Origin of the sequence: Acidocella aquatica (genome assembly GCF_030160635.1) — a bacterium.
Taxonomy (GTDB): Bacteria; Pseudomonadota; Alphaproteobacteria; order Acetobacterales; family Acetobacteraceae; genus Acidocella; species Acidocella aquatica.
In genome coordinates this window covers 71,655-98,406 of the sequence record NZ_BSOS01000041.1, presented here as the reverse complement: position 1 = coordinate 98,406, position 26,752 = coordinate 71,655, and the positions used below count along the sequence as shown (strand labels likewise).

At 59.3% G+C, this 26,752-nt stretch carries 18 protein-coding genes; 8 read left to right on the top strand and 10 right to left on the bottom strand.

Annotation, left to right across the window (positions count from 1 at the left end; translation table 11 throughout):
* The first annotated feature begins 192 nt into the window (after positions 1-192).
* The 5 genes from QQJ84_RS07950 (at position 193) to QQJ84_RS07930 (ending at position 8,661) form a co-directional block, all read left to right on the top strand.
* Complete coding sequence (locus QQJ84_RS07950) at positions 193-540, top strand: hypothetical protein (RefSeq protein WP_284257595.1); 348 nt, start codon at positions 193-195, stop codon at positions 538-540.
* Positions 533-898 (top strand): roadblock/LC7 domain-containing protein, encoded by a 366-nt coding sequence (locus QQJ84_RS07945; protein WP_284257594.1) that lies wholly within the window; start codon positions 533-535, stop codon positions 896-898. Before QQJ84_RS07950 ends, QQJ84_RS07945 begins: the two co-directional genes overlap by 8 nt.
* A 384-nt stretch (positions 899-1,282) precedes the next feature.
* Positions 1,283-6,295: a CheR family methyltransferase gene (locus QQJ84_RS07940; protein WP_284257593.1), complete on the top strand. Its 5,013-nt coding sequence runs from the start codon at positions 1,283-1,285 to the stop codon at positions 6,293-6,295.
* 333 nt (positions 6,296-6,628) lie between these two features.
* Positions 6,629-7,069 (top strand): hypothetical protein, encoded by a 441-nt coding sequence (locus QQJ84_RS07935; RefSeq protein ID WP_284257592.1) that lies wholly within the window; start codon positions 6,629-6,631, stop codon positions 7,067-7,069.
* A 701-nt stretch (positions 7,070-7,770) separates the two neighbouring features.
* Positions 7,771-8,661, top strand: a complete 891-nt coding sequence (locus QQJ84_RS07930) for an ATP-binding protein (RefSeq protein WP_284257591.1) — start codon at positions 7,771-7,773, stop codon at positions 8,659-8,661.
* 44 nt (positions 8,662-8,705) lie between these two features.
* Here the strand turns inward: QQJ84_RS07930 and QQJ84_RS07925 are convergent, their stop codons facing one another.
* From QQJ84_RS07925 to QQJ84_RS07915, 3 genes are all read right to left on the bottom strand, one after another.
* The gene (locus tag QQJ84_RS07925) at positions 8,706-10,199 is read right to left on the bottom strand and encodes an ATP-binding protein (RefSeq protein ID WP_284257590.1); all 1,494 of its coding nucleotides are present in this window, start codon (positions 10,197-10,199) and stop codon (positions 8,706-8,708) included.
* Between the two features lie 123 nt (positions 10,200-10,322).
* Positions 10,323-10,940 carry a TetR/AcrR family transcriptional regulator gene (locus QQJ84_RS07920; RefSeq protein ID WP_284257589.1) on the bottom strand — a complete coding sequence of 206 codons (618 nt, stop codon included), beginning with the start codon at positions 10,938-10,940 and terminating at the stop codon, positions 10,323-10,325.
* Between the two features lie 120 nt (positions 10,941-11,060).
* A complete protein-coding gene (locus QQJ84_RS07915; protein WP_284257588.1) occupies positions 11,061-11,825 on the bottom strand; it encodes a Stf0 family sulfotransferase in 765 nt (254 codons plus the stop codon).
* A gap of 200 nt (positions 11,826-12,025) precedes the next feature.
* On the opposite strand from QQJ84_RS07915, the gene QQJ84_RS07910 reads away from it, so the two are divergent.
* From QQJ84_RS07910 to QQJ84_RS07900, 3 genes are read left to right on the top strand one after another with little or no spacing between them, the layout of a single operon-like run.
* Positions 12,026-15,046 (top strand): glycosyltransferase, encoded by a 3,021-nt coding sequence (locus QQJ84_RS07910; protein ID WP_284257587.1) that lies wholly within the window; start codon positions 12,026-12,028, stop codon positions 15,044-15,046.
* A 14-nt stretch (positions 15,047-15,060) separates the two neighbouring features.
* Positions 15,061-15,954, top strand: a complete 894-nt coding sequence (locus QQJ84_RS07905) for a RodZ family helix-turn-helix domain-containing protein (protein WP_284257586.1) — start codon at positions 15,061-15,063, stop codon at positions 15,952-15,954.
* Positions 15,951-16,925, top strand: a complete 975-nt coding sequence (locus QQJ84_RS07900; RefSeq protein ID WP_284257585.1) for a hypothetical protein — start codon at positions 15,951-15,953, stop codon at positions 16,923-16,925. Before QQJ84_RS07905 ends, QQJ84_RS07900 begins: the two co-directional genes overlap by 4 nt.
* 39 nt (positions 16,926-16,964) lie before the next feature.
* On the opposite strand, the gene QQJ84_RS07895 is transcribed toward QQJ84_RS07900, so the two are convergent.
* From QQJ84_RS07895 to QQJ84_RS07865, 7 genes are all read right to left on the bottom strand, one after another.
* Positions 16,965-17,897 (bottom strand): BKACE family enzyme, encoded by a 933-nt coding sequence (locus QQJ84_RS07895; protein WP_284257584.1) that lies wholly within the window; start codon positions 17,895-17,897, stop codon positions 16,965-16,967.
* A 23-nt stretch (positions 17,898-17,920) separates the two neighbouring features.
* A complete protein-coding gene (locus QQJ84_RS07890) occupies positions 17,921-19,159 on the bottom strand; it encodes an acetyl-CoA hydrolase/transferase family protein (RefSeq protein ID WP_284257583.1) in 1,239 nt (412 codons plus the stop codon).
* A 47-nt stretch (positions 19,160-19,206) separates the two neighbouring features.
* Positions 19,207-19,965, bottom strand: coding sequence for an SDR family oxidoreductase (locus tag QQJ84_RS07885; protein WP_284257582.1), 759 nt, complete (start codon positions 19,963-19,965; stop codon positions 19,207-19,209).
* 62 nt (positions 19,966-20,027) lie between these two features.
* A complete protein-coding gene (locus QQJ84_RS07880; protein WP_284257581.1) occupies positions 20,028-22,466 on the bottom strand; it encodes an efflux RND transporter permease subunit in 2,439 nt (812 codons plus the stop codon).
* Positions 22,467-22,511: 45 nt separating this feature from the next.
* Positions 22,512-23,570, bottom strand: a complete 1,059-nt coding sequence (locus QQJ84_RS07875; RefSeq protein WP_284257597.1) for a WD40/YVTN/BNR-like repeat-containing protein — start codon at positions 23,568-23,570, stop codon at positions 22,512-22,514.
* Positions 23,571-23,656: 86 nt separating this feature from the next.
* Complete coding sequence (locus QQJ84_RS07870) at positions 23,657-25,009, bottom strand: DUF1329 domain-containing protein (protein ID WP_284257580.1); 1,353 nt, start codon at positions 25,007-25,009, stop codon at positions 23,657-23,659.
* Between the two features lie 31 nt (positions 25,010-25,040).
* Complete coding sequence (locus tag QQJ84_RS07865) at positions 25,041-26,738, bottom strand: DUF1302 domain-containing protein (RefSeq protein ID WP_284257579.1); 1,698 nt, start codon at positions 26,736-26,738, stop codon at positions 25,041-25,043.
* Positions 26,739-26,752: the final 14 nt, after the last annotated feature.

The following is a 26,752-nucleotide window of genomic DNA, read 5'->3' as shown; positions in this document are numbered from 1 at the left end:
CCAATTCTTACATCAAATCAACGGTTTACGCTATGCTCGCCAGCAGTCCTGCATAATCCGGGCTAGATACAATCCGGGGGTATCAGCATCGGGCGTGCCGGATATCTTCAAAACTATTGGCCAGAATTTACATGACGTTCTAATGTTTAAACCAATATTATTTTGATAACATCACAACACGCGGAGATTTTCGTGCCACAGTTTTGCAATGCGCCGCATTTGGCCTGCCGTGCTGAAACAGTGTGGAAGGTGGCACACAATGTCGCGTCGTTCTGGTCTCATGGCTATTTGTGGCATTTCCGAAACATGATGGGACTGGCCAAAGCTCAGAGCGACCTTTTTCAATTGATGTTTACATCTGATCGGACGGAAGAACTCAGCGCGTGGGCTTGCGGCATGGTTGATGCGCTTCCCCCGGGCTGGGCTGCGGGTACCGGTGATCCACCCGAGGATATATTGCTGAGCTACCAACTGATGGATGACGGTTTTGGCTCGAATTTTTTTGACCGCGAAAACCATTTAGGAGACGCTTATGCATGAAGATCAGATAAAAGCCATATTGCACGGGCTGAACAGGAGCACCCCCGGCATTGAAGCCTCCCTTCTCATATCCTCGGATGGTTCCATCATCTCTTCGGCTCTTTCCACTGACATTGAGGATGATGATCTCGGGGCCATGATCGCCATCCTGCTGTCGCTGGGCAAGCACATGGCGGCGGGCATTATCCGCGGTGACTTCGAGCAAGCCATGATCAGAGGCAAAGCCGGCAATGTGCTGGTCATTCAGGCGGGAACCGATGCGGCGCTATGGACGATTACCAGCAACACCACCAGCGCTGACACGCTCTTCCAAAGCGCCGGCCCCGCGGCAAGAGCAGCCGCAGGATTGCTCCACTAACGCCATATGCCTGTGGAGCGAACCGAAAGCTCCAAACTGGCGATATCAATTCAATCGCTAAAACATAAAACCGGCGGGCCTCGCCGGGGGCGCGCCTCCGGCGAGGCCCGCCGGTTAAAGCCCCAACGGCGTCAGCGCCCAAGGCTCTTGGAAATGTAATGCAATGCGATTATGCTTTTCACACAAGCCCTTCGTTCCGTGAGAGGGGCATGGCTCCGAGCACCGTCGCGGGTCCGGACTGATGAACCGGAGCATTTCGTAATGGCAAAACGACAAAAAAATGAGAGCGGGGCGCCCCAAAATCAAGCGATCCCTCCGGTTTATCGCGAAAGGCGGCGTCAGCCTTCATCAAAACCCACGTCCAGCCTATACACTGCCGCCGTTGTGATCGGCGCCTCCGCCGGGGGGTTGGAGCCGATCAGCAAATTCCTTGACGCGATGCCAGCCGATAGCGGCGCTGTTTTTATCGTCATCCAGCACCTGGATCCAGCAGGTAAAAGCCTGCTGCCAGAGTTGTTGGCCAGGCATACGCGGATGCAGGTCCAACTTGCCAGCGAGGGCGCGGCCTTGTTGCCTAATCAGGTCTATGTAATTCCGCCGGGTGTCTTTTTGTCGCTCGTCTCGGACAAATTTCATATGGTCGATGCCCCTTCCGGCGCAGGCGCGCGCTTGCCGGTCGATGTATTTTTGCGCTCCCTGGCCGCCAATTGCCGCAACCGGGGCATTGGCATCATCCTGTCCGGCACCGGGACCGACGGCTCCCAGGGGCTGAAATTGCTCAAGGAAGCCGGGGGCCTCACGCTGGTGCAGGAGCCCAGCGAGGCCCAGCATGACGGTATGCCCCAGCAGGCAATTCTCATGGCATCGCCAGACCATGTAATGCCGGTGGCCGATATGCCGCGCGCCCTGCTGCAATATATCGCGCGTGGCTGCGTCAAGCCCCCTCATGAGGAAGATCATGGTGGAGACGGAATGCGGCATATTGCCGCCGTGCTCGATACACTAAAATCCGTGACCGGACGGGATTTTGAACAGTACAAAACCGGAACAGTGCAGCGCCGTATCGAACGCCGCATGGGGCTGCATGCGATTGAGAGCTGGGAGGATTACATCGCCCTGCTGCACCGCAATACGGCGGAGGCGGAGGCTCTGGCCAAGGATCTGCTGATCCATGTAACTCAGTTCTTCCGGGACCCAGACGCGTTTGCTTTCCTGGCGCAACGGATACTCCCTGGCCTGTTGAGCAAGCATTCACCTGACCAGCCGGTGCGTATCTGGGTGCCAGGTTGCAGCACCGGGGAGGAAGCCTACACGCTGGGCATGGTGTTCCTGGAGCAGATCGCCCAAGCGCCGCAACGCCTCAAGCTGCAAATTTTTGCGACCGACATTGACGAAGAAGGGCTACAGGCCGCCCGCGCCGGGATATATCCAGAAAGCATCCGGGCCGATATCTCGCCCCAGCGTCTCGGGAAATTCTTCACGGCGGTTGACCGGGGCTTCAAAATTACAAATGGACTGCGCGAATCCGTTATTTTCAGCCGGCATGACCTGCTGAAGGATCCGCCGTTTTCCCGGCTGGACCTGATCTCCTGCCGCAACCTGTTCATTTATCTGCGGCCTGACGCGCAGGAACTTGTCCTGACGATGTTCCACTTTGCCTTGCGCGACGACGGCCTGTTGTTTCTTGGCACGGCGGAATCATCGGGCGCCGCCGCCGATTTGTTCAAGCCGGTGGACCCGGCGCAGCGGCTTTACCGGCGCATAGGCCAAACGCGCGGCCCCCGTGTTGGATTGCAGCCAGGCTCCAGCGGCATACAGCGCAGCCAGATTAACCATGCCGTGCGGTCAAAAATGCCGCAACCGCCTTTGGCCGAGCTGGTCGAACGCAAGATACTGGAGGTCTACGCGCCGGCCTCGGTTGTAACCAACCGCCAGCATATCGCGCTTTATTTTTCCGGCGCGATTGACCGCTACCTGCAAGTCGCCCCCGGAGAGCCGCAGCAAGATGTGCTGTCCATGGCCCGCGAGGGGCTGCGGCCCATGTTGCGCGAGACGATTGGCAGCGCCTTCCGTGGCAAACGGCCCGTTAGTGTCCATGGCGTACGATGCAAACATGGCAGTAAGCAGGTCAAGGTAACAATAGAAGCCCAGCTGATCGATGATGATCTGGCGCTTGTCAGTTTCATCGACGAGCCACCCGATATGAGCGGCATGGCTGAGCCGAGCACCGGAGACGCCGTGCATTCCGCGGCATTCGCCGAGATGCAGCAGGAACTCGCCGATACGCGCAAGGAGCTGAACCGGACCATAAGGGAGCTGCGGCGAACCAACGAAGATATGATGGCTGCGAATGAAGAAGCCGTATCGCTGAACGAGGAACTGCTCTCCGCCAATGAGGAGCTGGAAACCTCGAAGGAGGAACTGCAATCGCTGAACGAGGAGCTGACAACCCTGAACGGGCAGTTGCGGCAATCCCTGGACCAGCAACAGCAGATCTCGACCGATCTGGCGAATCTTCTCAACAGTTCGGGTGTGGCCACGCTGTTTCTTGATAGCCAGCTCAACATCAAGGTCTTTAACCCGGCGATGCAATCGCTGTTCGCCATTATCGAAAAAGATATCGGCCGGCCGATCGCCGATCTCCTGCCAAAATTCGCCGACCCGAACCTCTTGCAGGATGCCATCCAGGCACGCTCGAATGGCGCGCCCATTGAACGTGAGGTACAGGCGCAATCTGGCACCTGGTATCTGCGCACGGTGCTGCCATACCGTACCGCGTCAGGCGACATTCAGGGCGAGGTGGTGACGTTCACCGATGTCTCTCAACTGAAAACAGCCACGCTCACCGCCGCCGCCGCGCGTAGCTACGCGGAAGCGATCGTCGATACCATCCGCGAGCCGCTCGCGGTGGTCGATCTCGCAATGAAGGTATTGTCCGTCAATACCGCATTTGCAATCTCTTTCGGTCTCACAATCGAGGCGATCCAGGGCAAGACGCTGAGCGAAGCAGGCATCGGCATCCTGCGGCACAAAAAGCTGCATGAGCTGCTTGCCCGTGTTTCACGGAACCAGTCAGGAACCGGCGCGGCCGAGCTTGAGGTGGAACAGCCAAACGGCGGGTTACGCGTGTGGAGAGCCACAGCCCGCAACTTCGCGCCCGCGCCGGCGGAGCCGCCGATGATCCTGCTGGTGCTCAATGACATCACCGACCGGCAGCTTATTCTTCACCGGCAGATGCAAATGATGCTCGATGCCCTTCCCGGAGCTGTCGTCGCGGTCGATGACCAGCGCCTGATACGTTTCGTCAATCATCTCGTCGAACCGCTATTTGGCTATAGCCCCGGCGAGCTGGCCGGGCAGAATATCGAGGTTCTCCTGCCCACGGCGCTGCGCGCCCGCCACGAGCAGCTCCATTCTGATTATATGGCGCAGATGCCCACGGCGCGGCAAATGGGCGTGGGTCTGGATATCAAGGGCCTGACCAGGGGGGGCGGGGAGATCCCCCTGGAAATCGGCCTGAGTCCGGTGGCCACCTCCGACGGGACGCTGATCCTTGCGACAATCCTCGACCTGCGGGGCCAAAAGGCGGCGGAGACCAGGCTCCGGGAGGCCATGGCCGGGGCGGATCGCGCCAATCAGGCGAAGTCCCGCTTTCTCGCCGCGGCAAGCCACGACCTGCGGCAACCGCTGCAAACCATCGGCCTGTTGCTCGGGGTGCTGGCGAAACGAACCGCCGGCCCCGAGGCCCAGGCGATCGTCGGCAAACTGGAAAATACCATCTCGGGCATGTCGGAACTGTTGGATACGCTGCTCGACATCAACCAGATCGAGAGCGGCGGGGTAAGACCCGACATCACCGATTTCGCCGTCGCCGGGTTCTTCACGCGGCTGAGCGACCTGTATGGGCCGATTGCCGCCGCGAAGGGGCTGGAACTGCGGGTCGTGCCATCATCCGCCGTCATCCGCAGCGACCACCACCTGCTCGAACGCGTGGTGGGGAACCTGCTGTCAAATGCCATCAAATACACCGACCGAGGCCGGATTTTGCTCGGATGCCGCCACAGCGGCAACAAGCTGCGGATCGAAGTCTGGGATACAGGCATCGGTATTCCCGAAGAGAGCACAGCAAAGGTGTTCGAGGAATTTCACCGGCTCAACCCCGAGGACAGCAGCAGATTTGGCCTGGGCATCGGTCTCTACATCGTGCAGCGATTGGCTTTGTTGCTGGATCACAAAATCGAGGTGCGTTCACATTCTGGCAAGGGCACGATGTTTGCCGTCATTGCCGCGGCGGGCGATCAGGCGGCCTGGCCGCGAACCGCCCGCAGGGAACAAGCCATCTCAGGCGCCAAACCTCCCACGATCCTGCTGATCGAGGATGACCCGAACCAGCTCGAATCCCTGCGCTTGCTGCTGGAAACCGAGGGTTATCGTGTCCTGGCGGTGCGTAAGGGCGAGGAGGCGCTGGCGCTGGCGGACAATGCGGAGGGCCAGCCCGATGTAATCGCCGCCGACTATAATTTGCCAGGCGGCATGAACGGCCTACAGGTCATCAAGGGGTTACGCAGCGGCCTGGGCGTGCAGATTCCCGCATTGATCGTGAGTGGGGACAAATCAGCATCCGCGCGCCAGGCTTTCAAGGCAAGTGCCCAGGCATTCATTACCAAGCCGGTGAAAGCCGCCGAGCTGCTGGCAACGCTCGCCGCATTGGTCGAGACGGTGAGGCCGGGATGGTCCGGCAAGCAACTTATGAATTATCCCGTGTCAGCAACCGCATCCACCGCCGGCGCCGAGATCGGCGTCGTCGATGATGATCCCGGCGTGTGCGATGCCATAAGGCACACGCTCGAGGCAGAAGGACACAAGGTTGACACCTACGCCTCCTGCGAGGCGTTTTTGGCGGAACCTGATCACGGCAAATACCGCTGCCTGGTGGTTGATGTCGGCTTGGGAGATCGCGGCATCGATGGTCTCGAACTTCAACGCCTGCTGAAGGAGGAGCACATCAACACCCCGGTCATTTTTGTGACGGGCAGCGGTGATTTACCCAAGGCGGTGAAGGCCATCCGCGACGGTGCCGTGGATTTTCTGCTAAAGCCGGTTAAAGGCACCGAGCTTTATGCGAGCGTCTCGCGGGCGCTGGCGCATGTTGCCTCTGAGGGGAGCAACCACGCCAAGCAACAGGAAACAGACGCCCGCCTCGCAACTCTGACCGCTCGCGAGCGGCAGGTCATGGAACGGATCGCGGCCGGCGAAGCGAGCAAGGTCATTGCCGCCGATTTGCGTATCAGCCAGCGCACTGTGGAGCACCACCGGCAAAGTGTGATGCGCAAGATGGCCGTCAAATCCCTGGCGGCGCTGGTCCGCAAGGTTGGCCTGCGCACACCCACGGAATAATTATGCGCCGCCATCCAGAATCAGGCTCCGGTGACAAGGCGTTTGATTTTGCGGCAAATTCCGGCGGGAAGAACCGGCCAGCACAATCCGCCAGGGCGACCCAGGCCACGCCACGGTCCGAGGGGCCGTTTATATGGCATTTTTAGGTCATTTTCCTAACGTCAAGGCAATATACCGGTATCTTTCTGGGTAGAGCTACCCAGAGAGAATCCGATGGTTTCAGGGGGGGGCGCTCCCGGTTATCAACGGAAAGTGACCAAATTTGGTTGCGGACCTTTTGTGCAGCCCGGGCTGATCTCGCTTCAGGTCCGGATAATAATTAGGAGGTATATAGTGTTCGACACAGCAGATTCCCCGCGCCAGACATTTCGCCCCGAGATGGTATTCACCATCGCGCAAAAAAATGCCTCGTGCTGGTCGCGTGCCTACACTCATCTGCTTGAGGGCTTTATGTCCGCGGCATCGGCCCAGGCCGACCTCGCTCGTACAATGTTGACAACTGAACATGCCGAATGGCCGGGGATTATTAATTCTGGCAATGCCAGCGAGGTCACGCACCGGTGGCTTACCGGCAACAAGAAGCAGTTGGATGCGATGAGGCGAAAATATCGTCAGATAGACGATGGCCTTACGGCAAGTTTTTTTGCCGCGGCGGACAGCTTGCTGGAAGGACTCTCGATTGAAGAGGCAACTCTGCCGGATGCCCTGAAAACAACCTCCGCCGTGGAGAAGAAACCAACCGCCCCGGCGAAGGAAAAAATTGCAGCCGAATAGATAGAGACCGGAATAATTTCAGGGAATTCACATTTAATCACCCCCTGCGTTTTGTATTTGACAGGGATACATTAACAACCGACTCATTTAAAACCGTGGCATTTCAGCTTATTTTCGTGCGATTAGGCCGAAGCGAAACATTCGGCCTAATCGCCTGAAGCTGGAACATTTATCCGGAAGATAAGTGACCGTGAGGAGGCAACCAGTTTTTTCAAGCGTTTCCTCTCCTCAATTCAATTACACCTTCGGATATTACTCCGCACATTATAATAAAAAGGTCTCGAACTGCCATGAACTGCGTTTCAATTACAATAACCCGGTCAGATGAATTACATTGTCCGAGGCGTGCCACGCCTGTACAATTTTTACCTTCGTCGCGCCTCGCATGGCGAATACCAATTCTAATTATAAACGAGCTATGCCGTGGAACTCCCCACGAGAGAAATCTTTCACAAAGAATTAAACAGGATTTGAATACCAAGTAAGGCATATATTTTCAGCCTCGCCTGCCATTACTCGCCATTATATGAGTGGAAATTACGCCGAAAACTCTGAAGCTCCAGCATCATGTCTCGCACCAGCTAAAGGCCAAAACAAACTCAACCAGCGGAGGAAGTGCCCCATGGCGGCGATCATCGTTCCCGTAGCGTACACCTCGGCCGTTGTGCGATGGCTGGCTACCCCGTGTAAGGGAGGGTGTGATGTCCATTGAAATTCAACCGGCAGGCCGAGAGATCGGTGGTGATCTCCCTTGTCAGGCAACTGGCCTGGTGCCCAGCGCCACCATCCGCCAGTTTGACATCGCCCCCCGCGCACCCGGCATAATCCGGTCCAGAAATCGCCGGGTAGCAGCACGGTTTAAGCCCGGCGAGAGCGGATCGGACAACGTCACGAAAATAGCCAATCAAACCGCTGCCATCTCACCCTTGCGGCAATCGATCCTCAATATTTTACTGGACACCACGGTTCCACTCGCCCGCTGCGGGTCCTCAGTGCTGAAGCCGCTCTGGGTGAACGAAGCGATGCAACGCGCCCATAACTTGGTTCGCCTCATCGCCGAACTCGAACATAAGGCGCCGTTCCATCCCGACAGACCTGACCGATCCTTGGCCGAATACCAGCTGGCCATCGACCTCGCCGAATCATTCAGATCATTGGCGGCAGCCGATGATGGCGGCATGCAGCCATGTTTCAACGCGCTGCAAGCCGTTGTGTTCAATCTCACCGAGCTTTTTGGTCCTGCATTTGGCCTGGTTTTTGTCGACATGTCTTTCGAGCGGTTGACATTACCGGCATATAAGCGGCGCGCGCTTGTGCTGGCGGCCTGCGAACTCGTGCTGAACTCTCTCCGCCATGGGCTGGAAGGGCGTGGCACGGGCAACATCACCGTGGCACTCCGCCGCACGGCCCGCGCCGTGGCACGGCTAAGCGTGGAAGACGACGGCAGGGGAATGCCCAAAAGCGCGCCACCATTACAGCGCGGCATCGCCTCGGATCTGGCCGCGGTACTCGAAGCCGAAGTCATCTATCGCGCCCGTGAGGGAGGTGGAACCGTGGCGCAATTATCCTTCCCCGTTGCCTCGTTGGTTTAACCTCAGGCGCGCTCCGGCCCGATTTGCTCGAAGCCGCCGCGGCCTTAGCCGGCCAACGCCTCCCCGGCATGAGGGTCGCCCGGCGCGGTTGCCCAGGCAAGTTCCACCAGGGTGACAATGCGGCGGCCCGCGCCGTCCAGCTGGCAGACGATCAATCCCTGCTCCTCCATATAGCTCAGCACCCGCCGCGCGCGGCCCAATGAGCGGGTGCCATAGGCCCGGGCGATCGCCGCATCCCCCGGGCAAGGCTGCCCCTCCCGTGCCGCCCCCGCGAGCATCATAAAGATGCCCTGCATGTCCTCTGGTAAAACGGCGGCGCGCGCTGAGACATCCCGCCAGGCATCATCCTGCGCCGCCTCCGCGCTGATGCCGGCGCGCGCGCGCGTCAGCATGCGGCGGAAGGCGCCAAGGTCAGGCGCCCCGGCGCCCAGCCCCTCTATCCGGCAACGGACCAGAAAATCCTGGTAGAGTACGCCGATGGCACGGAACCCCTCCTCCGGGTCAGCCAGCAGCGCGCTCAATATGCGGTCCAGCCGCGCGCGCCGTTCCGCCAGCTCCTCCAGGCTCGCCGGTGCCGCCACCATCTCCGCGCCAGCCTCCCTCACGGCTGGTTTGGCGGCCATCAACTGGCTGAGCAGGTCAGGCACTGGCGGGGCCAAACGGCGCGGGGGCCGGGCGGTCTCTAGCGGTGGGGCCGCCAGAATAACCGCCTGTGCGTCCTCCATCGCCTCCGGCATGGGCATGAGCCGCGGCGTGGCGTGGCGCGCGTGGGTCGCCGTCGGGCCGATGCGCAGGCTCAAGGGGCGGCGGGAAAGAGCGGGGCCGAGCGCCATGAAATGCCCTCGCTCCAGGTCCCGGAACGCTTCGGCCTGCCTGCGCTCCATGCCAAGCAGATCGGCGGCCCGCGCCATGTCGATATCCAAAAAAGTGCGGCCCATGAGGAAATTGGACGCCTCGGCGGCCACGTTCTTGGCCAGCTTGGCCAGGCGCTGGGTCGCGATCACCCCGGCCAGCCCGCGCTTGCGCCCGCGGCACATCAGGTTCGTCATCGCCCCGAGGGAAAGTTTGCGCGCCTCGTCCGACACCTCCCCGGCAATGGCCGGCGCGAACAGCTGCGCCTCATCGACCACCACCAGCATCGGGTACCAATGGTCACGCTCAACATCGAACAGCCCGCCCAGGAAGGCCGCGGCGCGGCGCAGCTGGTTCTCCGCGTCGAGCCCCTCCAGGTTGAGCACGGTGGAGACGCGGTGGAGGCGCGCCCGCTCGCCCGCAAGCTGCAGCCCTTGCTCGGTATGGACCTCGGCATCAATCACCAGATGCCCGAACTGCTCGGCCAGCGTGACGAAATCGCCTTCGGGGTCGATAATCGCCTGCTGCACCCAGGGGGCGCTCTGTTCCAGCAGTCGGCGCAGCAAATGAGATTTTCCGGAGCCCGAATTACCCTGCACCAGCAGGCGGGTGGCCAGCAGCTCCTCCAGGTCGAGCACCGCCTGGGCGCCTGACGCCGTTTGTCCCATCTCGATCGCAACTGTCATATCCCGACTCGCAGCCCCCTTCAAAGGAGGGGCTTATCAACCTGATGGCGGCCAGTCGAGCGCTGTATGGCTGGCCGGCGCCCCCGGCCCAGAACCGCACCGGCCAGGAAACCGGGGCCGCCGTCATCCCGGCTGAATGAAATCGGTGATCGCATCGGCTATTTGCTGTAACGCGGAAAGATCATCAGCGGGTTTGCCCGCGAAATTCGGCATGAATTTCTGGAATCTCGCCACCTGGAAATAGCCAAGGAGCATTGACATGACCATGGTGGGAATAACGGTATTCCCCCTGCCAAACCGGGTCGCGGCCAGAAGATCATCGAGGTAATCATAAAGCCCCGCCATGATTTTTTCCGCAATGTCTTTCTTGAAGGCATCATCGGTATTGAGCAGCTCGCGTTGCAGCAGCTGAAAAAACACCGGATCGCTGGCAACCGCCTGCAACTGCTTGAGCACCAGCGCGTGGATACGCACCCGGGGCGGCGCACCCTTGGGTGGCAGCAAATCAATCGACGTCACCCTCCGGCTGTAATAAGCCAGCATCGCCTCGCGGTAGAGGCCGTTCTTGCTTTTGAAAAAATGATAGATCGTCGGGCTTTGCACATTGGCCCGTTTGGCAATATCGCGGATGACAACGGCTTCATAAGGATTTTCAGCAAACATGCCGATGGCCGCATTCAGAATATCGGCACGCGAATTGCCCCCGGCCGCGCCGGGATTGTCCGTAGAGGATTTTCGCATATCTCTTCTACCTGCTCCGGGAGGGTCTGCCGTCATCGGAACTACCTTAAAAGCTTCTTGGTTGTTTTGCCAAACAGAGGCTCGCGCGCATTGCCTTTGCCCTGGCATGAGCGCGCGGTTTTATCCTTCCCTGCTGACCGCTGCCAGCGCATCCGCGCGCAGCCGCGCGGCAAAGCCTTCATTCGTTTCATTTCCGATTTTAAAAAGGCGCCGTGGCGGCAAAGGCTGCAGCATCCGCATTCCCAACCGCTCAACAAGCGGCTTCAGATATTGCGGATAGCCGCCAATCGCATCCTCATAATCAATTGTCAGCGGCGTGATATTATAATGTGAAAAGAACAAATCCCATTGCCGCCGCTCCTCAAGAAATCCATGAAGATACTCAAGAATTCTATCCCGGTCATACGCCGGGGCAACCATTTGCGGTGCCGCCGCCGCGTCCCGGCTTTCCCACACCCCGGTCGTCTCCGCGAAATACATTGAGACCGCCTGCGCATAAACATCCCGCCGGCGGACATGCACCCAGACCGCATCCTTGAAAAACCGATGAAAATCATCGCAATCCGCTGGGTTGAATGACCGCACCGGCGGCGTTCTACTAAGCGGCTGACCGGCAATAAAACGCGAAATATAGGGCGTATAATGATACATCACCTTCACGCACCAGAATGCGCCCACCCTCCAGTCCCGCTGCAGCGCCGGCCACAGCTCCGCCCAGGTTTGCGTGGTCCGTTTATGTATAATCTCTTCATAGAGGATTTCACTATCCACCGGCTCGTAGCCGAGCACGTTCCTGAAATCGTCAAACACCATGGTGGAGCCGGTCCGCGCGGTCGCGCAGAAAATAACACAGCCACCATCGCCGGGCGCGTTTTGCCCCTTCAACGCGAATTGCTCCGGTAACCCTCACTCACCATCATCGGCCATCTCACTCCACCCTGCCCGGCACACTGGCCATCAGGACATAAATTGCTAACATACGCCCTACGGACGATCAATCAGCCTGCGTTATGGCGCCCCATATCCGGCTTTGTCTTCGCTCATTTCCATGTTACCCGTGTTTGTCAGCGAGATCAGAGGCTTTGATGAACAGTCCTTCAGCAGATAACGCCATCATTCACGGTCTATGGATCGGCGATCGCCTGACAAAGCTGGAAATGCTGACCCTGCGTTCTTTCACCCATTTCGGACATGCGTTTCACCTCTGGCTCTATCAACCGCTGGTCAATGCCCTGCCCGAGGGCGTGGTGGTGCGCGACGCCAATCAAATCATTCCCGAACAGGAAATTTTCCGCAACACAACGGCCGACCCCGGTTGCGGCGTCGGGCGCGGGAGCCTCGGCGCCTTCTCCGATCTGTTCCGTTACAAACTACTCTACGAGCAGGGCGGCATCTGGGTTGATATGGACGTCACCTGCCTGCGCCCCTTCGATATCTGCGGCGACTACATGTTCCGCAGCCACAAAATCGGCGTCGTCGGCAACATCATGAAATGCCCGCCGCGCAGCCCGCTCATGCGCGATACCTACGCGGAAGCGGCCGCGACCATCAGGCATGACTGCCCCTGGCTGGCGGCCAACCAGATTCTCAACAAATATATCGTGGCGCATAAGCTCACCGGCTATATCATCGATGGTTTCTGCAATGCGGATGACTGGCGCAACGTCGTCTCGCCCCTGGTCAACGGTTTCGTCACGCCGCCGGCCTCCTGGCACGCCATCCACTGGCTGAACGAATACTGGCGCGGCCTGCAAAACGGCAGCGTCATCGACGGCGACACGCCCGCGCCGGATAAGGACACACCGCCCCTCGGCTCCACGCTGCACGAGCTATATCGCGCCTATGGGCTGGCCGACATCTACGAACCCTACAGCCCGCCCCGGCGCCCCAATGCGGCGCTGCCCCTCACGGCGCAGGCGGCCCCCGGAACCAACCGCCTGGACGTGCTGCTGCCCGCGCTGGCACGCAACGGCGCCAGCCGGATCGTCGCGGAAACCCTCGCCGCGCTGGCCCCCGCCACCACCTGCCGGCTGCATCTGCTGGAAAGCCAGCCGGTGGAATACCCGCTGCCAGCACATAAAACCCTCACCCTACACCGCCCCACCGGCAACCGCACCGCCCAGCTGCGCGCCATCGCCTTCGAGATACTGGAGGCCGGAGCAAAGCATATCCACACCCATCTGGTCCGCGCCGAGGATCTGGAAACACTCTGGGGCTTCGGGCTGGAGACCATACCAGTCATCCACACCTCCCGCCCCGGCTGGCTAAACATCCCCACGCGCTACAACCACCCGCAGGTGCCCCTGGTGGTGGCCTGCGCCGAGTCCGTGGCCGCGCAACTGCGCGCTGACGGCCTGAACCGCCCGCTCACCGTGCTGCGCCACGAACTACAAACCCACCCGGACACCGCCCGCCTCAATGCCGAGCGCCGGGCCATCCGCCTGCGCCACGGCATAAGCGGCGATACGGTGCTTATCGGCATGGCCGGCCGGTTCAGTTCACACAAATCCCACACCCGCGCCGTTGGCGTGCTGTCCGCCTTGCAGGCGCGCGGCGTTGCCGCCCGGCTGCTGATCCTGGGCGGCTGGGACGATGAAACAGGCTCCGGCCGCGCCGCCTATGCGGCCTTCATGCGTGCTGCGGTGGAGGCCGGTGTGGTGGCTGACATCATCTGCGCCGGCGAGGTGAGCCCCGCGGCGCCCTATTACGCCGCCTTCGATGTCCTGCTGAACACCTCCTCCGATGAGGGCTACAGCATCGCCATTCTCGAAGCGCTGGCGTCGGGTTGCCCGGTGGTTGCCACGAATACGGGCGGCAATGGGGAGTTTCCGCCGGGCAATATCGCGCTGGTCACGGACCCCGAGGATTCCGAGGCCTTCGCCGGCGCCATTCTGAGCAAACTCACCGCCGCCGCGCGGCATGTGCCGCAGCCGCCGGTTGAACCTGGGCTGATCCCGGAGCTATGGAACCTGCTCGCCCGCCACACGGTCCCGGCGCAGGCAACGCTCACCGGCGCACTCATCCTCACGCAATCACTAGAGCTGGGCGGACCTGCGAGTTCACTCGCCCGCCTCGCCGCCGCCCTGCCGGAGACGCGCAAGCTATTGGTTGGCGTGTTCGGCGCGGTCACAGCGGCGCATCAGGCAACATTCACGCAGGCCGGCACCAAACTCCTCTGCGCCGCCGGGCTGCCGCTCGCCGCGCAGGCGCAGAGCGTGCTCGGCTGGATCGCGCATTTCCAGCCGCGCACTCTTTGTTTCTGGAACCTGCGGCCGGAGCTGAAGCTCCTCCTGACCAAGCTGCTCGAGCCCACCGCCCTGCGCATCCTCGATGTCAGCCCCGGCCCCATGCTGTTCGACGAGTTGGACGCGGCAGCCTCCTTTCAGCACCGTATCGCTTATCGCGCGGAGGCCTATTTCGCCCGGTTGGACCGTTTTATTGCCCTCTACAAAGGCGGCGAGGCCCCCGCCCCAGCCCGCAACGCCGTGCTGCCGCTTGGCACGCCCACGCCGCCAGGCTTCATCCCCCTGCCTGCGCCATACCTGCTGCCCCCGCGCGGCTTCAACCCGGCGCTGGTGGTGGGCACCATCTGCCGCATCGTCCCCGACAAACAGGTGGAGCGCCTCCTCGAAGTGGCGGCCAAACTACGGCAACGCGTACCCGGCGCCACGTTGATGGTCGTCGGCGGGCCAGATGCCACCTCCGTCCCCTATTTCCAATCCCTGCTCGCCGCCGCTGAATCGCAACCAAGCATCCGCTTCACCGGCCCCGCCGATGATCCGCTGCCCTTTTTGCGCCTGTTCCGCGTGTTTCTACTCACCGGGCGGCGCCAGGGCTGCCCGAATGCCTCGCTGGAGGCGATGTCGCTGCGCCTGCCCGTGGTCGCGCAGCCCGGCGGGGGCATCGCCGAACAGGTATTGCACGGCAAAACCGGTTACCTCGCCGAAACCCCTGAGGCCATGGCCCGCCGGGTTACCAGCCTGCTGCGCGACGAGCCCCTGCGCGCCCGCATGGGCGAGGCCGGATACAAACACTGGCAGAAAAATTTTTCCATTGACGAAATGACCGCGCGATATGATAAAATTATGTTCACAAACCAAGTTTAAGGCCGGAGGTGGCCATGACCGACGAAAAACACACCCTTTCGCGCCGCGCCCTTTTAGGAGCTGGTATCGTTCTTCCGGTTACTTTTGTAACCGGCGCCGAAGCTGACCCGCTGGTTCAAATGGCCTATGAAGATCAGAGCAGCAACAACCAGGGCAATGCTTATCAACAGCTGCAAGACCAGAACGGCGGCACCGGCAATATCCCCGCGCCGCCCACCCCCGATGCCAGCCCCGTGTCTCCGCAAGACAGCAGCGGCGGCAGTGATAATAGCGGCAGCACGGACAACACCGCCGGCACCGATAACAGCGGCGGCACCAACAACACAGACACCAGCGCCAGCCAGGAGCCGGCGCAAACAAATCCGGGCACCGCTTATGCCACCCCGCAAGATACAACCCCGGCACCCAACGAACCCGCGTGGCATGCCAACTCGGCCATGCAGCAGCTACAAAACATGAATAACGGTGAAAACCAGAACTCGGGCTTCGACAACGGCAGCCATGGCGACAACGCCACCACCGCCAATTACGCGCCGCCCGTGCCCGATACCCCCACCGCCGCCCCCTTGCCGCCCGTGCCGCCAACAGTGGCAACCAACCCGCAATATCAGGCCGCGACCAGCCAATATGACCAGGCCTCCACCGCCGCGGCGGATGCCAACAGCCAGGCCGCACAGGCGCAGCAGCAGTGGGACGCCATTAAAGCCGACCCCAATGCTCCCGCGGGGCAGCTCACGGACAAATACCAAAATCTGCAGACAGCCAACAGCAACAAGGTTTGGGCGCAATACCAGGCGCAACAGGCTCTGGACAACGTGAAGAAAACAACCATCGCGGTCCTCGATTCCGAAAGCCCCGCCCCGGCAAAACCAGCCAACCCGCAACAAAGCTCCGGCACGGCCCCATGAGGCATCGCGCGGCGTTGGCGGCGGCGCTGCTGGTGCTCGGCGGCGCCTGCAACGGCGCCTTCGCGCAATCCGCTACGTGCCCGGCGCATTCCTCCTCCTATCTGGTCGAGGATTCCGGTGCCACAACCGTCATCCATTGCCGCTGCGACCCTGGATACCACATCGGCGCCGGCGCCTGCGTGCCCACACCGCTACCAGTTGCCCCAAGGCTCTCCTGCACCGTGGCAAAGGCGCGGGTGGCGGCTGACCTTGAACAATTCGCCAAACAACGTGAACTCGCGGTGGAAAATCAGGTTCAGTTCAATGAATGGAAGGATCTCGGCAAGGACGGCCGCAATAATCTGATGATAGCGGGCCTGAAACTCGCGGTTGGCACCTACGCCGCGCAGGAAATCGTCGCCGGCAAAGACCTTGACGCGCTGGAGGAAGACACAAAAACCCTGGAAAACAGCGTCACCAGCATGCAAAAGCTGAAACAGGCAAAGGCAGAGCTGGCCGCCGAGGGCATCCCCCTGAACGCGCTCGTGCCGAGACTCGCCGCCAAGAGAGCACTCGAAGCCTCAGACAGTTGGGAGCTCTCCAAAGGCGCCATGAACGACGCCTTCCGCGCCGCCGCCGGAACCAACGCGCAGCTCGCCACCGAGCTGAACGACCCGCAGTTCCGTAATGCCCTGCTCGGCCCGCCGGAGGAAACCACAACCTACGACCATGCCGCCAACGCGCTGAACGCGACAGTCGGCGTGTTGACCGGCATGAAGAACATCTTCGGACACTACACGGATATCACTGGCCCGACTGTGCTGGTCACCAGCTTCGTCATCGACGCCGCCTATGCCGATCTGCAACTCTGGTTTGCCTCCCGCGGCACGGCCCAGGCGAACCACACCGCCGGGCAACTCGCTCGCGCCGCCGGGCTGATGCAGGCGAAATACACCCGCGACCTCACGGACGCGCAAAGCTGCGCCCCTTGAGCGAAGGCCGCGGCAGCGGCCCGCGCTGATAGCGGGTCTTCAGAACCCTACCGCATCCCCGCCCTTCAGCTGCAAAATCTCACGCGCTTCATCAGCCGTGGCAACTTCCAGCCCCAGGCCTTCAATAATCTTGCGCACCTGCGTCACCTGCGAGGCATTGGTGGGCGCCAGCGCGCCCTTGCCGAGCCATAGCGAATCCTCCAGGCCCACACGCACGTTGCCGCCCATCGCCGCGGCCATCGCCGCCACCGGCATCTGCGCACGCCCGGCGGCCAGCACCGACCAGCGGTAATTATCGCCAAACAAACGGTCAGCCGTGCGCTTCATGTGCATCACATCGTCAGGGTGGCTGCCGATGCCGCCCAGCAGGCCAAAGCAGGTCTGGATAAACAGCGGCGCCTTCACCAGCCCCTCGGTCCAGAAATAATGCAGGTTGTAGAGATGGCTGGTGTCGTAGCACTCAAACTCATAACGCGTGCCGGTGCTGTTCAAAATATTCAGCGCGTAGGCAATGTCCTTAAAGCTGTTGCGGAACACGAGGTCTTTCGAGTTCTCCAGCATCTGCGGCTCCCACTCGTGCTTAAACTCCTTAAAGCGCTTGAGCATCGGGAACAGGCCGAAATTCATCGAACCCATGTTCAGGCTGGCAACTTCGGGCTTCCACACCTCAGCGGGGCGCACCCGCTCCTCAACCGACATATAAGGTGAACCACCGGTGGTAAGATTCACCACGACATTTGAAGATTGTTTAATCACGCGCAAAAACGGCTCAAAGGCTTCCGGCGACTGATCAGGCCTGCCATCAACCGGGTTGCGCGCGTGCAGATGCACAATTGCCGCACCGGCCTGCGCCGCGCCCAAGGCGGATTCAGCAATCTCCTGCGCCGTCACCGGTAGATAGGGCGACATCGACGGCGTATGGATCGATCCGGTAATGGCGCAGCTGATAATAACCTTATTCGAGACGGCCATGGTTCATTAACTCCCTGAAAATTCTAGAAGCTCTTATAAACCCCCTGCCAGCCAGCCGCCAGAGCTTCACGGTGACCGGGCGGCGCCACCTTGATAAGTGCGGCGGCGCGCTGCGCATGGCCAAGGCCGCGCAGGTCGGCAGCGCCATGCTCGGTAACGATAACATCCACATCCTGCCGCCCCAGCGAGACCGGCCCCGGCCCCTGCCCCGGCAGCACAATCCGGCTGATCTTGCCGCCATCCGCCCCGGCCGGCAACGCCACAATCCGCACGCCACCGGCTGCCTTGGCGCCACGCGCAAAATCGCCCGCACCGCCCGGGCCGGACATCAACCCGCGCGGCGTCAACTCAGCATAAACCTGCCCGTATAAATCCACCGCGATCGCCGAGTTAAGGGTCCGCAGGCGCGGAATCTGCGCCAGCACAGCCGGGGCATGGGTGAAGGAAACAGGACGGAAATTGAACACCGGCGCGGAGATTGCGCCATAGAGCCGTGGCGAGCCGATAGCCACACCACCCGTGATGGCAACCCCTTCGGCCAGCGCGCCGGCGCTTATCAAATCCAGCACCGCATCGCCGATTAAACCGGAATGAATCCTCAATCCCCGGTGGCCGGTTAGCGCACGCAACACCGCACCTGGAATCTTTCCAAGCCCGGTCTGGATGGTTGCATGATCGGGAATAAACGCCGCGACATGCGCGCCAATGGCAGACGCCAGCGCATCCCCCGCCTCTTCCTCCATCCCCAGCAGCGGCACTTCCTTTTCGATGATGCCTGTCAGCTCTGAAAAGGGAATCCCCACCTGCCCATAAGTATGCGGCATGCTCGGGTTGATATGCGCGATACGCACCGGAATCCGCGGCCATAGTTCCGCGAGAAAATCCACCACCGGGCCAAAACTGCAAATCCCGTCACGGTCCGGCGGCGAGACCATGAACACCGCGGCGGAAATTTTAACCTGCCGCAGGTGCTCCAGGATATCCGCATAGCAAAGCGGCAAAAAATCCACCGCGCCCCCCCCCCGCCGCAACTCCGGCGTCATGAAGAACGTCTCAACCCGGCACTCAGGGTTCGCCAGCCAGTTCGTGCGGTTAAGTCCGGCCACGAAAATACCGGTGAACCGCATCGCCCCGGCGGCAGCGCCAAGCTCCGTCACGGCATCAGCCAGCAGCACCGATTCCCCCGAACACCCCTGCACCAGCGTCAACCCGCCCGGCGGCAGCACCGACGCCAGGTTGCTGGGCGTAATGCGCATCGGCATCAAGGCCGATCCCAGGATGAAGCGAGAGAAACCGTTGCGTACATGCGTCAGATCATATTCATGCCGCCGGAGACGGAAAACGCCTGCCCGGTAATGAAGCTCGCGTCCTCTGAAGCCAGAAACGCCACGATACCGGCGTAATCTTCCGGCTCACCCATCCGCTTCAGCGGAATGCCGCGCACCATCGCATCTTTCCACTTCACAGCCTGCTCTCCTTCGCCCAACACAGAGGCCATCATAGGCGTGTTCGTCGGGCCGGGGCAAACCGTGTTCAACAACACATTCTTACGCGCCAGCTCACGCGCCACAGATTTCGTGAACGAAATCATACCGCCCTTGCAAGCTGAATACACCGCCTCATCACTCGTCCCAACACGCGCGGCATCAGACGCGATGTTGACAATGCGCCCGCCGCCATGGGCGACCATGCGCGGCAAAACGGCGTGGTGCGTATTGAGCGGCCCATAAAGATTAATGCGGATGATCTTGTCCCACAGCGCCTGATCGGTTTTCAGGAACGGCATCGGCTTATCCCAACCAGCATTGTTCACCAACAGCCAGATCGGTCCAAGCTCGTCCTCCACCCGCGCCACAGCCGCCTGCACAACCGCATAATCGCCAACATCCACCACATAGGTCTTGATGCTGGCATCGGGCGCGAGCCTGGCAGTTTCCTCGCCGGCGGCCGGGTTCAGGTCAAATATCGCAACCTTGAAACCCTCTTGCGCCAGCCGCAGCGTCAACGCCCGCCCTATACCCTGGCCGCCGCCGGTCACGATTGCCACTTTATCCTTTAGTCCGCGCACATTAAATCTCCTTGAATAATCTGAATAATATGTCTGCCGCACCGCCAAACCAGTGCGGCCGCTTAATGCAGGACAACCGCCCGCGTGGAAGGCGCCACCCATTTTGTCTGCAACAGAAAATGCGAAAGCGCGGGAATAAGAATCAACGCGCCAAGCATATTCCAGAGGAACATGAAGGTGAGCAGAATGCCCATATCCGCCTGGAATTTAATCGGCGAAAATGCCCAGAGCGACACACCTGTCGCCAGCGTGAATCCTACCAGCGCAACAATTTTTCCTGTAAAACGCAATGCCTTGCGGTACGCAACGCGCAAGCTGTCTCCCCCGCGCTGAAATGCCAGCTGCACTGAAAGCAGGTAGAGCGCATAATCCACGCCAATGCCAACACCCAGCGCGATCACCGGCAGCGTCGCCACTTTCACGCCAATGCCAAGCATAACCATCAGCGCCTGACAAAGCACCGATGTGAGCACCAGCGGCACCACAGCCACCACCACCGCCCGCCAGTTACGGAAGGAAATGAAACAAAGGATAATCACCGCCGCATAAACCAGATACGGCATCATCGTATTGGCCTGCTTGACAACGATATTCGTCGCTTCATCCATTCCTGCATTCCCCGCCGCGAGCATGAACTGCACGGCGCCGGAATTATGCTTGTCCGCAAAATTCTGCGCGGCGTTAGCCACGGCCGTCAGCGTGCTTGCCTTGTGGTCGCTCAGATAAACAATGAGAGGTGCTGCCGAAAAATCGTTGCTCATTAACTCAGGATTATAGGAAAATACATCATCAATGGATTCAGAAAGGACGTCTTTCTGATTATTGATGGTCCACCATTTCAGATTACCCGAGAATGACGCCGCGGTGTATGTCCGCACGAAATCCGCTGCCGATACCGTGGTCTGCACACCGGGAATGGTCCGCATATACTGCTCAAGCCGGTCCATTTCCATCATCGCGGGATAGCTCACAAGGCCCCGGCCGCTGGAATCACCCTTCACGATGATCGCAAACTGATCGCTGGAGAGGCTGTAGTGATGTATGACGAATGCATCATCATGATTATAGATCGAGTTCGCACGCAATTCCGGCGCCCCCGGCGCCACATCGCCGATCTGCACCTTCTGGCCAACAATATAACCGGCACTCATCAGCATCAACGCCACCACAATGGCACCAATCGCCCAACCCCGCTCGGAGAAATGCTCCAGCACATGGAACACGCGCTCAAACAGGCTGTGATCCCCCGACGCCTGCTTCGTCTCCAGACTGCGCATCGCCGCTTTCTGGCTGACGCCAACATAGGAAAGCAGGATCGGCAACAATACCAGATTGGTAAACACCAACAACGAAACACCGATACTCGCGGTCAGCGCCAGAGTCCGGATCGCCTCAATCTGAATGACATTGAGCACCGCGAACCCAACCGCATCGGCGATCAGCGCCGTCAGCCCGGCCATGAACAAACGGCGAAAAGTCAGGCGCGCGGCAACATAACGATGCGCGCCACGGCCGATATCCTGCATGATACCGTTCATCTTCTGCGCGCCATGGCTCACACCGATGGCAAAAACCAGAAACGGCACCAGAATGGAATATGGGTCCAACACATAGCCCAAAAACCGGATGATTCCCAGCAGCCAGACAACCGCGATAAATGAGCACGCGAGAATCGCAACGGTGCTGCGAACGCAATGCGTGAAGGCGAAGATGAATATTGATGCGATACAAGCCGCAATCAGAAAGAAGCCAAGAATTTCGTGCAGCGCCGCGATCAGATTTCCCATGATCGCCGCAAAACCGACGATATGTATGCCCACCGACGGCGACTGCATGCTCAGTACCTGGCTCTTCATCTCCTGCCAGAACTTGCCGTAGTCAAACGGCGCCCCGGTCGCGGGATCAACATCAAGCAGCGGTACAAAGATGATGCTGGAGCGCTGGTCATTGGAAACAAGCGAACCGGTGATCCCCGCCAGGCCGATATTCTGGCGCAGTTGCGCGATGCTGGCTGCGGAGCCATCATAATCATCCGGCATCACCGAGCCGCCGACCACCCCCTGCTCGGTAATCTGCGTCCAGCGCACCACCGGCATCCAGAGCGACTTCATAAACGAGCGATCAACGCCCGGCAACAGAAACACCTTGTCGTTGATCTTGCGCAGCGTCGCCAGATATTGCGGATTATAGATGTTCCCCGTTTTGTTCTCGACCACAATGCGCACTGAATCACCCAATGCGCGCAATGCCTTGCGGTTTGCCTCGTAGTTCACGACATACTGCTGGTGCTGCGGCAACATGTCGATGTAACTGGCATTCACCGTCAGACGCGTGGCGCTATAGCCCAGCACCAGAGTCAGCAAAACGCTAATGATGAGGATTACAAACCTGTTATTGAAAATCAGTAGCTCGAGGAAGTTACCCGAACTGGCGTCAAAATCGTTATGGCTCAACCGCTGAGCGGCAATCTCTTTCTGAATTGCCTGCACATCCATCGTCATCGCGTCATTCCAGTTCTGAGTTCAGTCAACAGAGGCGGCAGGCCGTTACGGATCAACATCTTTAATTCCGCCAAGTCCGGTAAGCAGCCAGTGGTGCGCATCTGTTTCAGCGAAATCTGTCAACGGCATCCCCTGCACCTGCGGTTGGGCAACAAAGGTTTTCCCTTCATCGCTGCTGACCAGAATATCGCCGGCGACATTGACCAGCACAAAGCGCCCATCAGCCAATACCGCCCCCGCCATGATACTCGATGACGCGGCGCTGGAGGATTTGTTCCAGGTTTTTCCCTGATCACCGCTATAAAAAATATTTCCGCGCATACCAAAAACCACAACAGCCTGCGCCGTGCCGGTTATACCGAACAGGCTTCCATCATAGCCGGTGGGACGCGCGACAAACTTTTGCGCCGCGGGATCAAACACATAAACCCCTCCCTGCTCTCCGACAATATAGAGCTGCCCACCTATATTCCTGATTGCATTCAGATCGTAGAAATTCGGATTATCAATATGGTCCAGCCAGGGCTGCCAGGTCTTGCCGCCATCGCGCGTTATGGCAAGATCGCCAAAAGACCCCACCACATAACCAGTTTGCGCATCATCAAACCACACACTCAACCAGGGAAGCGTCGGACCGGCATCAAAATTAAGCTGTATCTCGGCCAGATAGGTTGAAAGTGCGGCATCGCCAGCGGCAATTTTATGGTTATAATAAGCTTCAAATTCAGTCCTGGCGCTATTGCCATCAAGTTGTCTAACCCAGCTATGCCCGCCATCCGTGCTATGCAGGATAACGCCGTTATGGCCGCACGCCCAACCGTTATTCGCATCAATGAATTGCACAGCCACCAGATCCGATTCAACCGGAACATTGGCCTGCAACCATTTCGTTCCGCTTGCGTCGGATGTAACCACCATGCCGCGCACCCCAACAGCCACCATATGATCACCCGCGCGGCTCAGCGCAATCAAGGGCTGGGTGGCGGGTGCGGGAGCATGCACGGCCGGTGCATTCATCGGATCGACAAAGTCCGCCGCGGCAGCACTTCTCGCGGCAAAACCCAGCAGCACCGATGCGCTGAAGACTGTGCGAACCCACAGCATATCGATCACTTTCCTATTCCTTGAGGTTAGTTCAAAGGCGGCGCGGCGCCCGGCACAAAACCCGCCGGCGCCGCACCTGGTTTTTTTTATCGAACGGACTGAGCCGCCATTGCCTGCGCTGTGTAGTTGGACATGTTCGGCAGGGTCGTGGTGCAATGGTAGAAACCATTCCCCTGAGTCTGAACGTAGGAAAGCTCGTAGCTGCCCCGGCTCAGATCGTAGATACCAAACGTGTGCGCGAAATTCGTTGCATCACCATCAGCATAGTCCTGATATGGATAAGCGAAGCCGACTTTATAAATCGCGCCAGAATGGTCATAGGATTCTGACGCAACAATTTGCCAGGAATCTTCATCCACATAGAAAGTCCAGCGGCTGAATGCATGGCGCTGATCGGCCTTCAGTGTCGCATCAATCTCCCAGACGCGGTGCCGTTCCCAGCGCACGCCATCGGGCTTCAGGAAATGCGAGCCGAGCACATCGCTCTCGGTCGTATTCGCCATCTTATAGTCGTTATAAGGAACGATCATTTCCTTCTCACCGACAAGCTTCCAGTCGAACTTGTCCATCTTGCCATAGAACAGATCGATTTCATCATAATCAATCGCGCCGCCATAGCTGGCAATCGGCGTATCATAGGTGAACTCAGGCGCCAGCCGCACGCGGCGAGTCCCCGGCGAATAGAAATACGTCACGTCATCGTTTTTGCCGAAGTCAATCGGGTATTCGAACAAGAACGTCTGGCCAGCCTCCGCCGCCGGGGTCAGATACCGCACTTCGTAGAATGCCCAGAAATTGCTATCCAGCGATGTCGCATTCGGATTGTAGTATTGATGCGTCCACGAGGTCTGAATGGTGCCAAGCTGAGTCACCGAACCACTTGAATCCACCAAGTAGTTTTGAAAACGTTCCTCGCAGTAGGCGGGATGATATTGGAGGAAGGAATTCCACATCACCTGGTAGCCATCAGCCGGTACCGGAAATGGAATGGCGCCATAAACGCCGCTCACGCCAGCACCATCGGGCAACTCCTTGGCCTGCCCCGCTTGCTTGACCGTATTCTGCAGCACCCAGGCCGGATATGAAGCAGTACGATGCGTCGGATACACGTCAATCCGGTAATCAGGATAACGCTTCAGCAGCGCCTGCGCACCGGGCGTCAGCTCACTGGCATATTGCGCCATATTCGCGCCCGTCACTGAGAACAATGGCTTCTCGCTGGCGAATGGGTCAGGATAGCCCGCGGTCGCGCTCGCGGCCGGCAGTCCCTGCATCGCGGTGATGCCACCCGTATAGGCCGGAATCACCCCATCGGCGCTGCCCGCCTTGATCGAGCCAAAATCAGTCAGCGTGTTGCCCAGTTGGCTGATTTGCGCATGCGCGCCGTAACCCCAGCCCGCGGCCAAAAATCCGCTCAGAAGAAAATGTTTCAGCTTCATGGTTATTTCCTATTATGTCTTATCGTTGTCATTAAAAGGCTGTCGAGAAGACAAGTTCGAGATTCCCCTTGTCGTTCCACATATATTCACCAGATCCACCGCTATACATATATTGGCCAAACGGGCTGAGAACCTTCTTGGCCGTCGGTGAATGCCAGCCGCTATAGCTCAGTTTGATATTGTAGAGCTGACGGATCAGCGCATGGACACCAACACTGTAAGCAACCGACCCAGCCTGATCGCCGGTGCCGCCCAGCGCCAGGGTCTGGCCATTACCATGAATGCCCGCGTTCACGTCGATCGGCGCGTCGATGTCAACACCCGGGAAAACCTGAAGCCACTGCGGATCAAACAACAGGTTGATATTCACCTCATCAGGCGTCGAACAACCATTGACCATGCCCTGGCCGGCAGAATACCCACCCGGCGAGCAGGCATAGCCCACCGCATTATACAGCGCGCGATTATGCGTCACCGCCAGCAGATGCGTCCATGCAATTTCGCCAACAATCTGGCCCGTCTGCCAAAAAGGTGTGGGTGTCAGCGCCTGAATCCCGTTGGCGACGACGTTCAACGTATCACCGCGCGCGCCATCATGGCCTAGCAGATCAACCGCGGGATCAGCCACAAGCGGCACAGTGTTAAGGCCGGTGTTGGTCCGCACGGAAGCCTCGAAATCAGTCGCCACCGTGCCGATGTTTTTATCCAGGCTGATGCCATACAGGCGCACATGGCGCGCATAGGCCAAGTGATAGGTCATGTTCGTGAAATTAAACTCCGCCGGTGAATACGCGGAAGGATCATCGAACTGACGGAAATAGAGCCCCACGGTGCCATTGAGTGCCGCGGGTGAATACAGCGCCTCAATACCAAAGCTTCCATCGTTATCCGGCGCACGGTAGTCAGAGCCGCGCTTATAGGCGCCCTCCAGGGTCGTCGGGCCGTTGAAGAACGCATCGGCCACGCCAAGATAAGTGCCGCCTTCCGGAAAGCGGTTCGGACGGAATTCAAACTGATACTGTAAACCAATGGTGAAATCCGGAGTCGCCTGAATATGCACGGAGACCTGCCCGCGCGGCATGAACAAATCCTTCACCTCGGTGCCAGGCGCATCCACAGCCTTGATGATATCAATCGGGCTCTGGCCATAAGAGATCGCCTGGAATCCAGAGAACAGCGCATTGCCCCAATATTCCGTGAAGCGGCCAACCTTGACCGAGACGGGAACATTGCCAAACTGCATGTTGGCGAACGCAAACGCGTTAACCAGCTCACCGCCGACATTGTAATTGTTTAGCGTATAGGCGCCATAATGCCCATTGGGCGAGCTGCTGGCCAGAGATTCGGGGTATGGGCCTTTCGCCACGCCGCCGTTATAGGCAAAGTCCTTCCAGCCATCCACACTAACGTCAAAACCATAATTATTCTGATACGTCGCGCTCAACTCGCTGGCGACGTCAACACGGTTGGAGATAATGCTGCCGGAATGCGGGAACTTGTATTCGTTATTCTGCTGAATCGGGTTGTTGGCAATGTCCTTGTTCATCGGCTGCACGCGGGTGCCGAGCGTATAAGACAAATTGGTATCGAGCTCGATATCCCAATCAGGGTTGGTGTTGAATGTATAGGCTTTCGCGGGATGGGCAAAGCCGGCCACCGCTGCAATCGCCAAAACCACCAGCGGGGCATGACACCCCTGATAGGCCCAAGACTTACTAAAGCGCTTCATAGATAACCTCCCAG

Bases quoted from the DNA above. Each gene is read 5' to 3' on its own strand.
- QQJ84_RS07925 (WP_284257590.1), bottom strand. From the start codon at position 10,199: ATGACAGTTGCGATCGAGATGGGACAAACGGCGTCAGGCGCCCAGGCG.
- QQJ84_RS07895 (WP_284257584.1), bottom strand. From the start codon at position 17,897: ATGGCCGTCTCGAATAAGGTTATTATCAGCTGCGCCATTACCGGATCG.
- QQJ84_RS07910 (WP_284257587.1), top strand. From the start codon at position 12,026: ATGAACAGTCCTTCAGCAGATAACGCCATCATTCACGGTCTATGGATC.
- QQJ84_RS07945 (WP_284257594.1), top strand. From the start codon at position 533: ATGCATGAAGATCAGATAAAAGCCATATTGCACGGGCTGAACAGGAGC.
- QQJ84_RS07920 (WP_284257589.1), bottom strand. From the start codon at position 10,940: ATGCGAAAATCCTCTACGGACAATCCCGGCGCGGCCGGGGGCAATTCG.
- QQJ84_RS07890 (WP_284257583.1), bottom strand. From the start codon at position 19,159: ATGCCGATGCGCATTACGCCCAGCAACCTGGCGTCGGTGCTGCCGCCG.
- QQJ84_RS07880 (WP_284257581.1), bottom strand. From the start codon at position 22,466: ATGACGATGGATGTGCAGGCAATTCAGAAAGAGATTGCCGCTCAGCGG.
- QQJ84_RS07930 (WP_284257591.1), top strand. From the start codon at position 7,771: ATGTCCATTGAAATTCAACCGGCAGGCCGAGAGATCGGTGGTGATCTC.
- QQJ84_RS07905 (WP_284257586.1), top strand. From the start codon at position 15,061: ATGACCGACGAAAAACACACCCTTTCGCGCCGCGCCCTTTTAGGAGCT.
- QQJ84_RS07865 (WP_284257579.1), bottom strand. From the start codon at position 26,738: ATGAAGCGCTTTAGTAAGTCTTGGGCCTATCAGGGGTGTCATGCCCCG.
- QQJ84_RS07900 (WP_284257585.1), top strand. From the start codon at position 15,951: ATGAGGCATCGCGCGGCGTTGGCGGCGGCGCTGCTGGTGCTCGGCGGC.
- QQJ84_RS07875 (WP_284257597.1), bottom strand. From the start codon at position 23,570: ATGCTGTGGGTTCGCACAGTCTTCAGCGCATCGGTGCTGCTGGGTTTT.
- QQJ84_RS07870 (WP_284257580.1), bottom strand. From the start codon at position 25,009: ATGAAGCTGAAACATTTTCTTCTGAGCGGATTTTTGGCCGCGGGCTGG.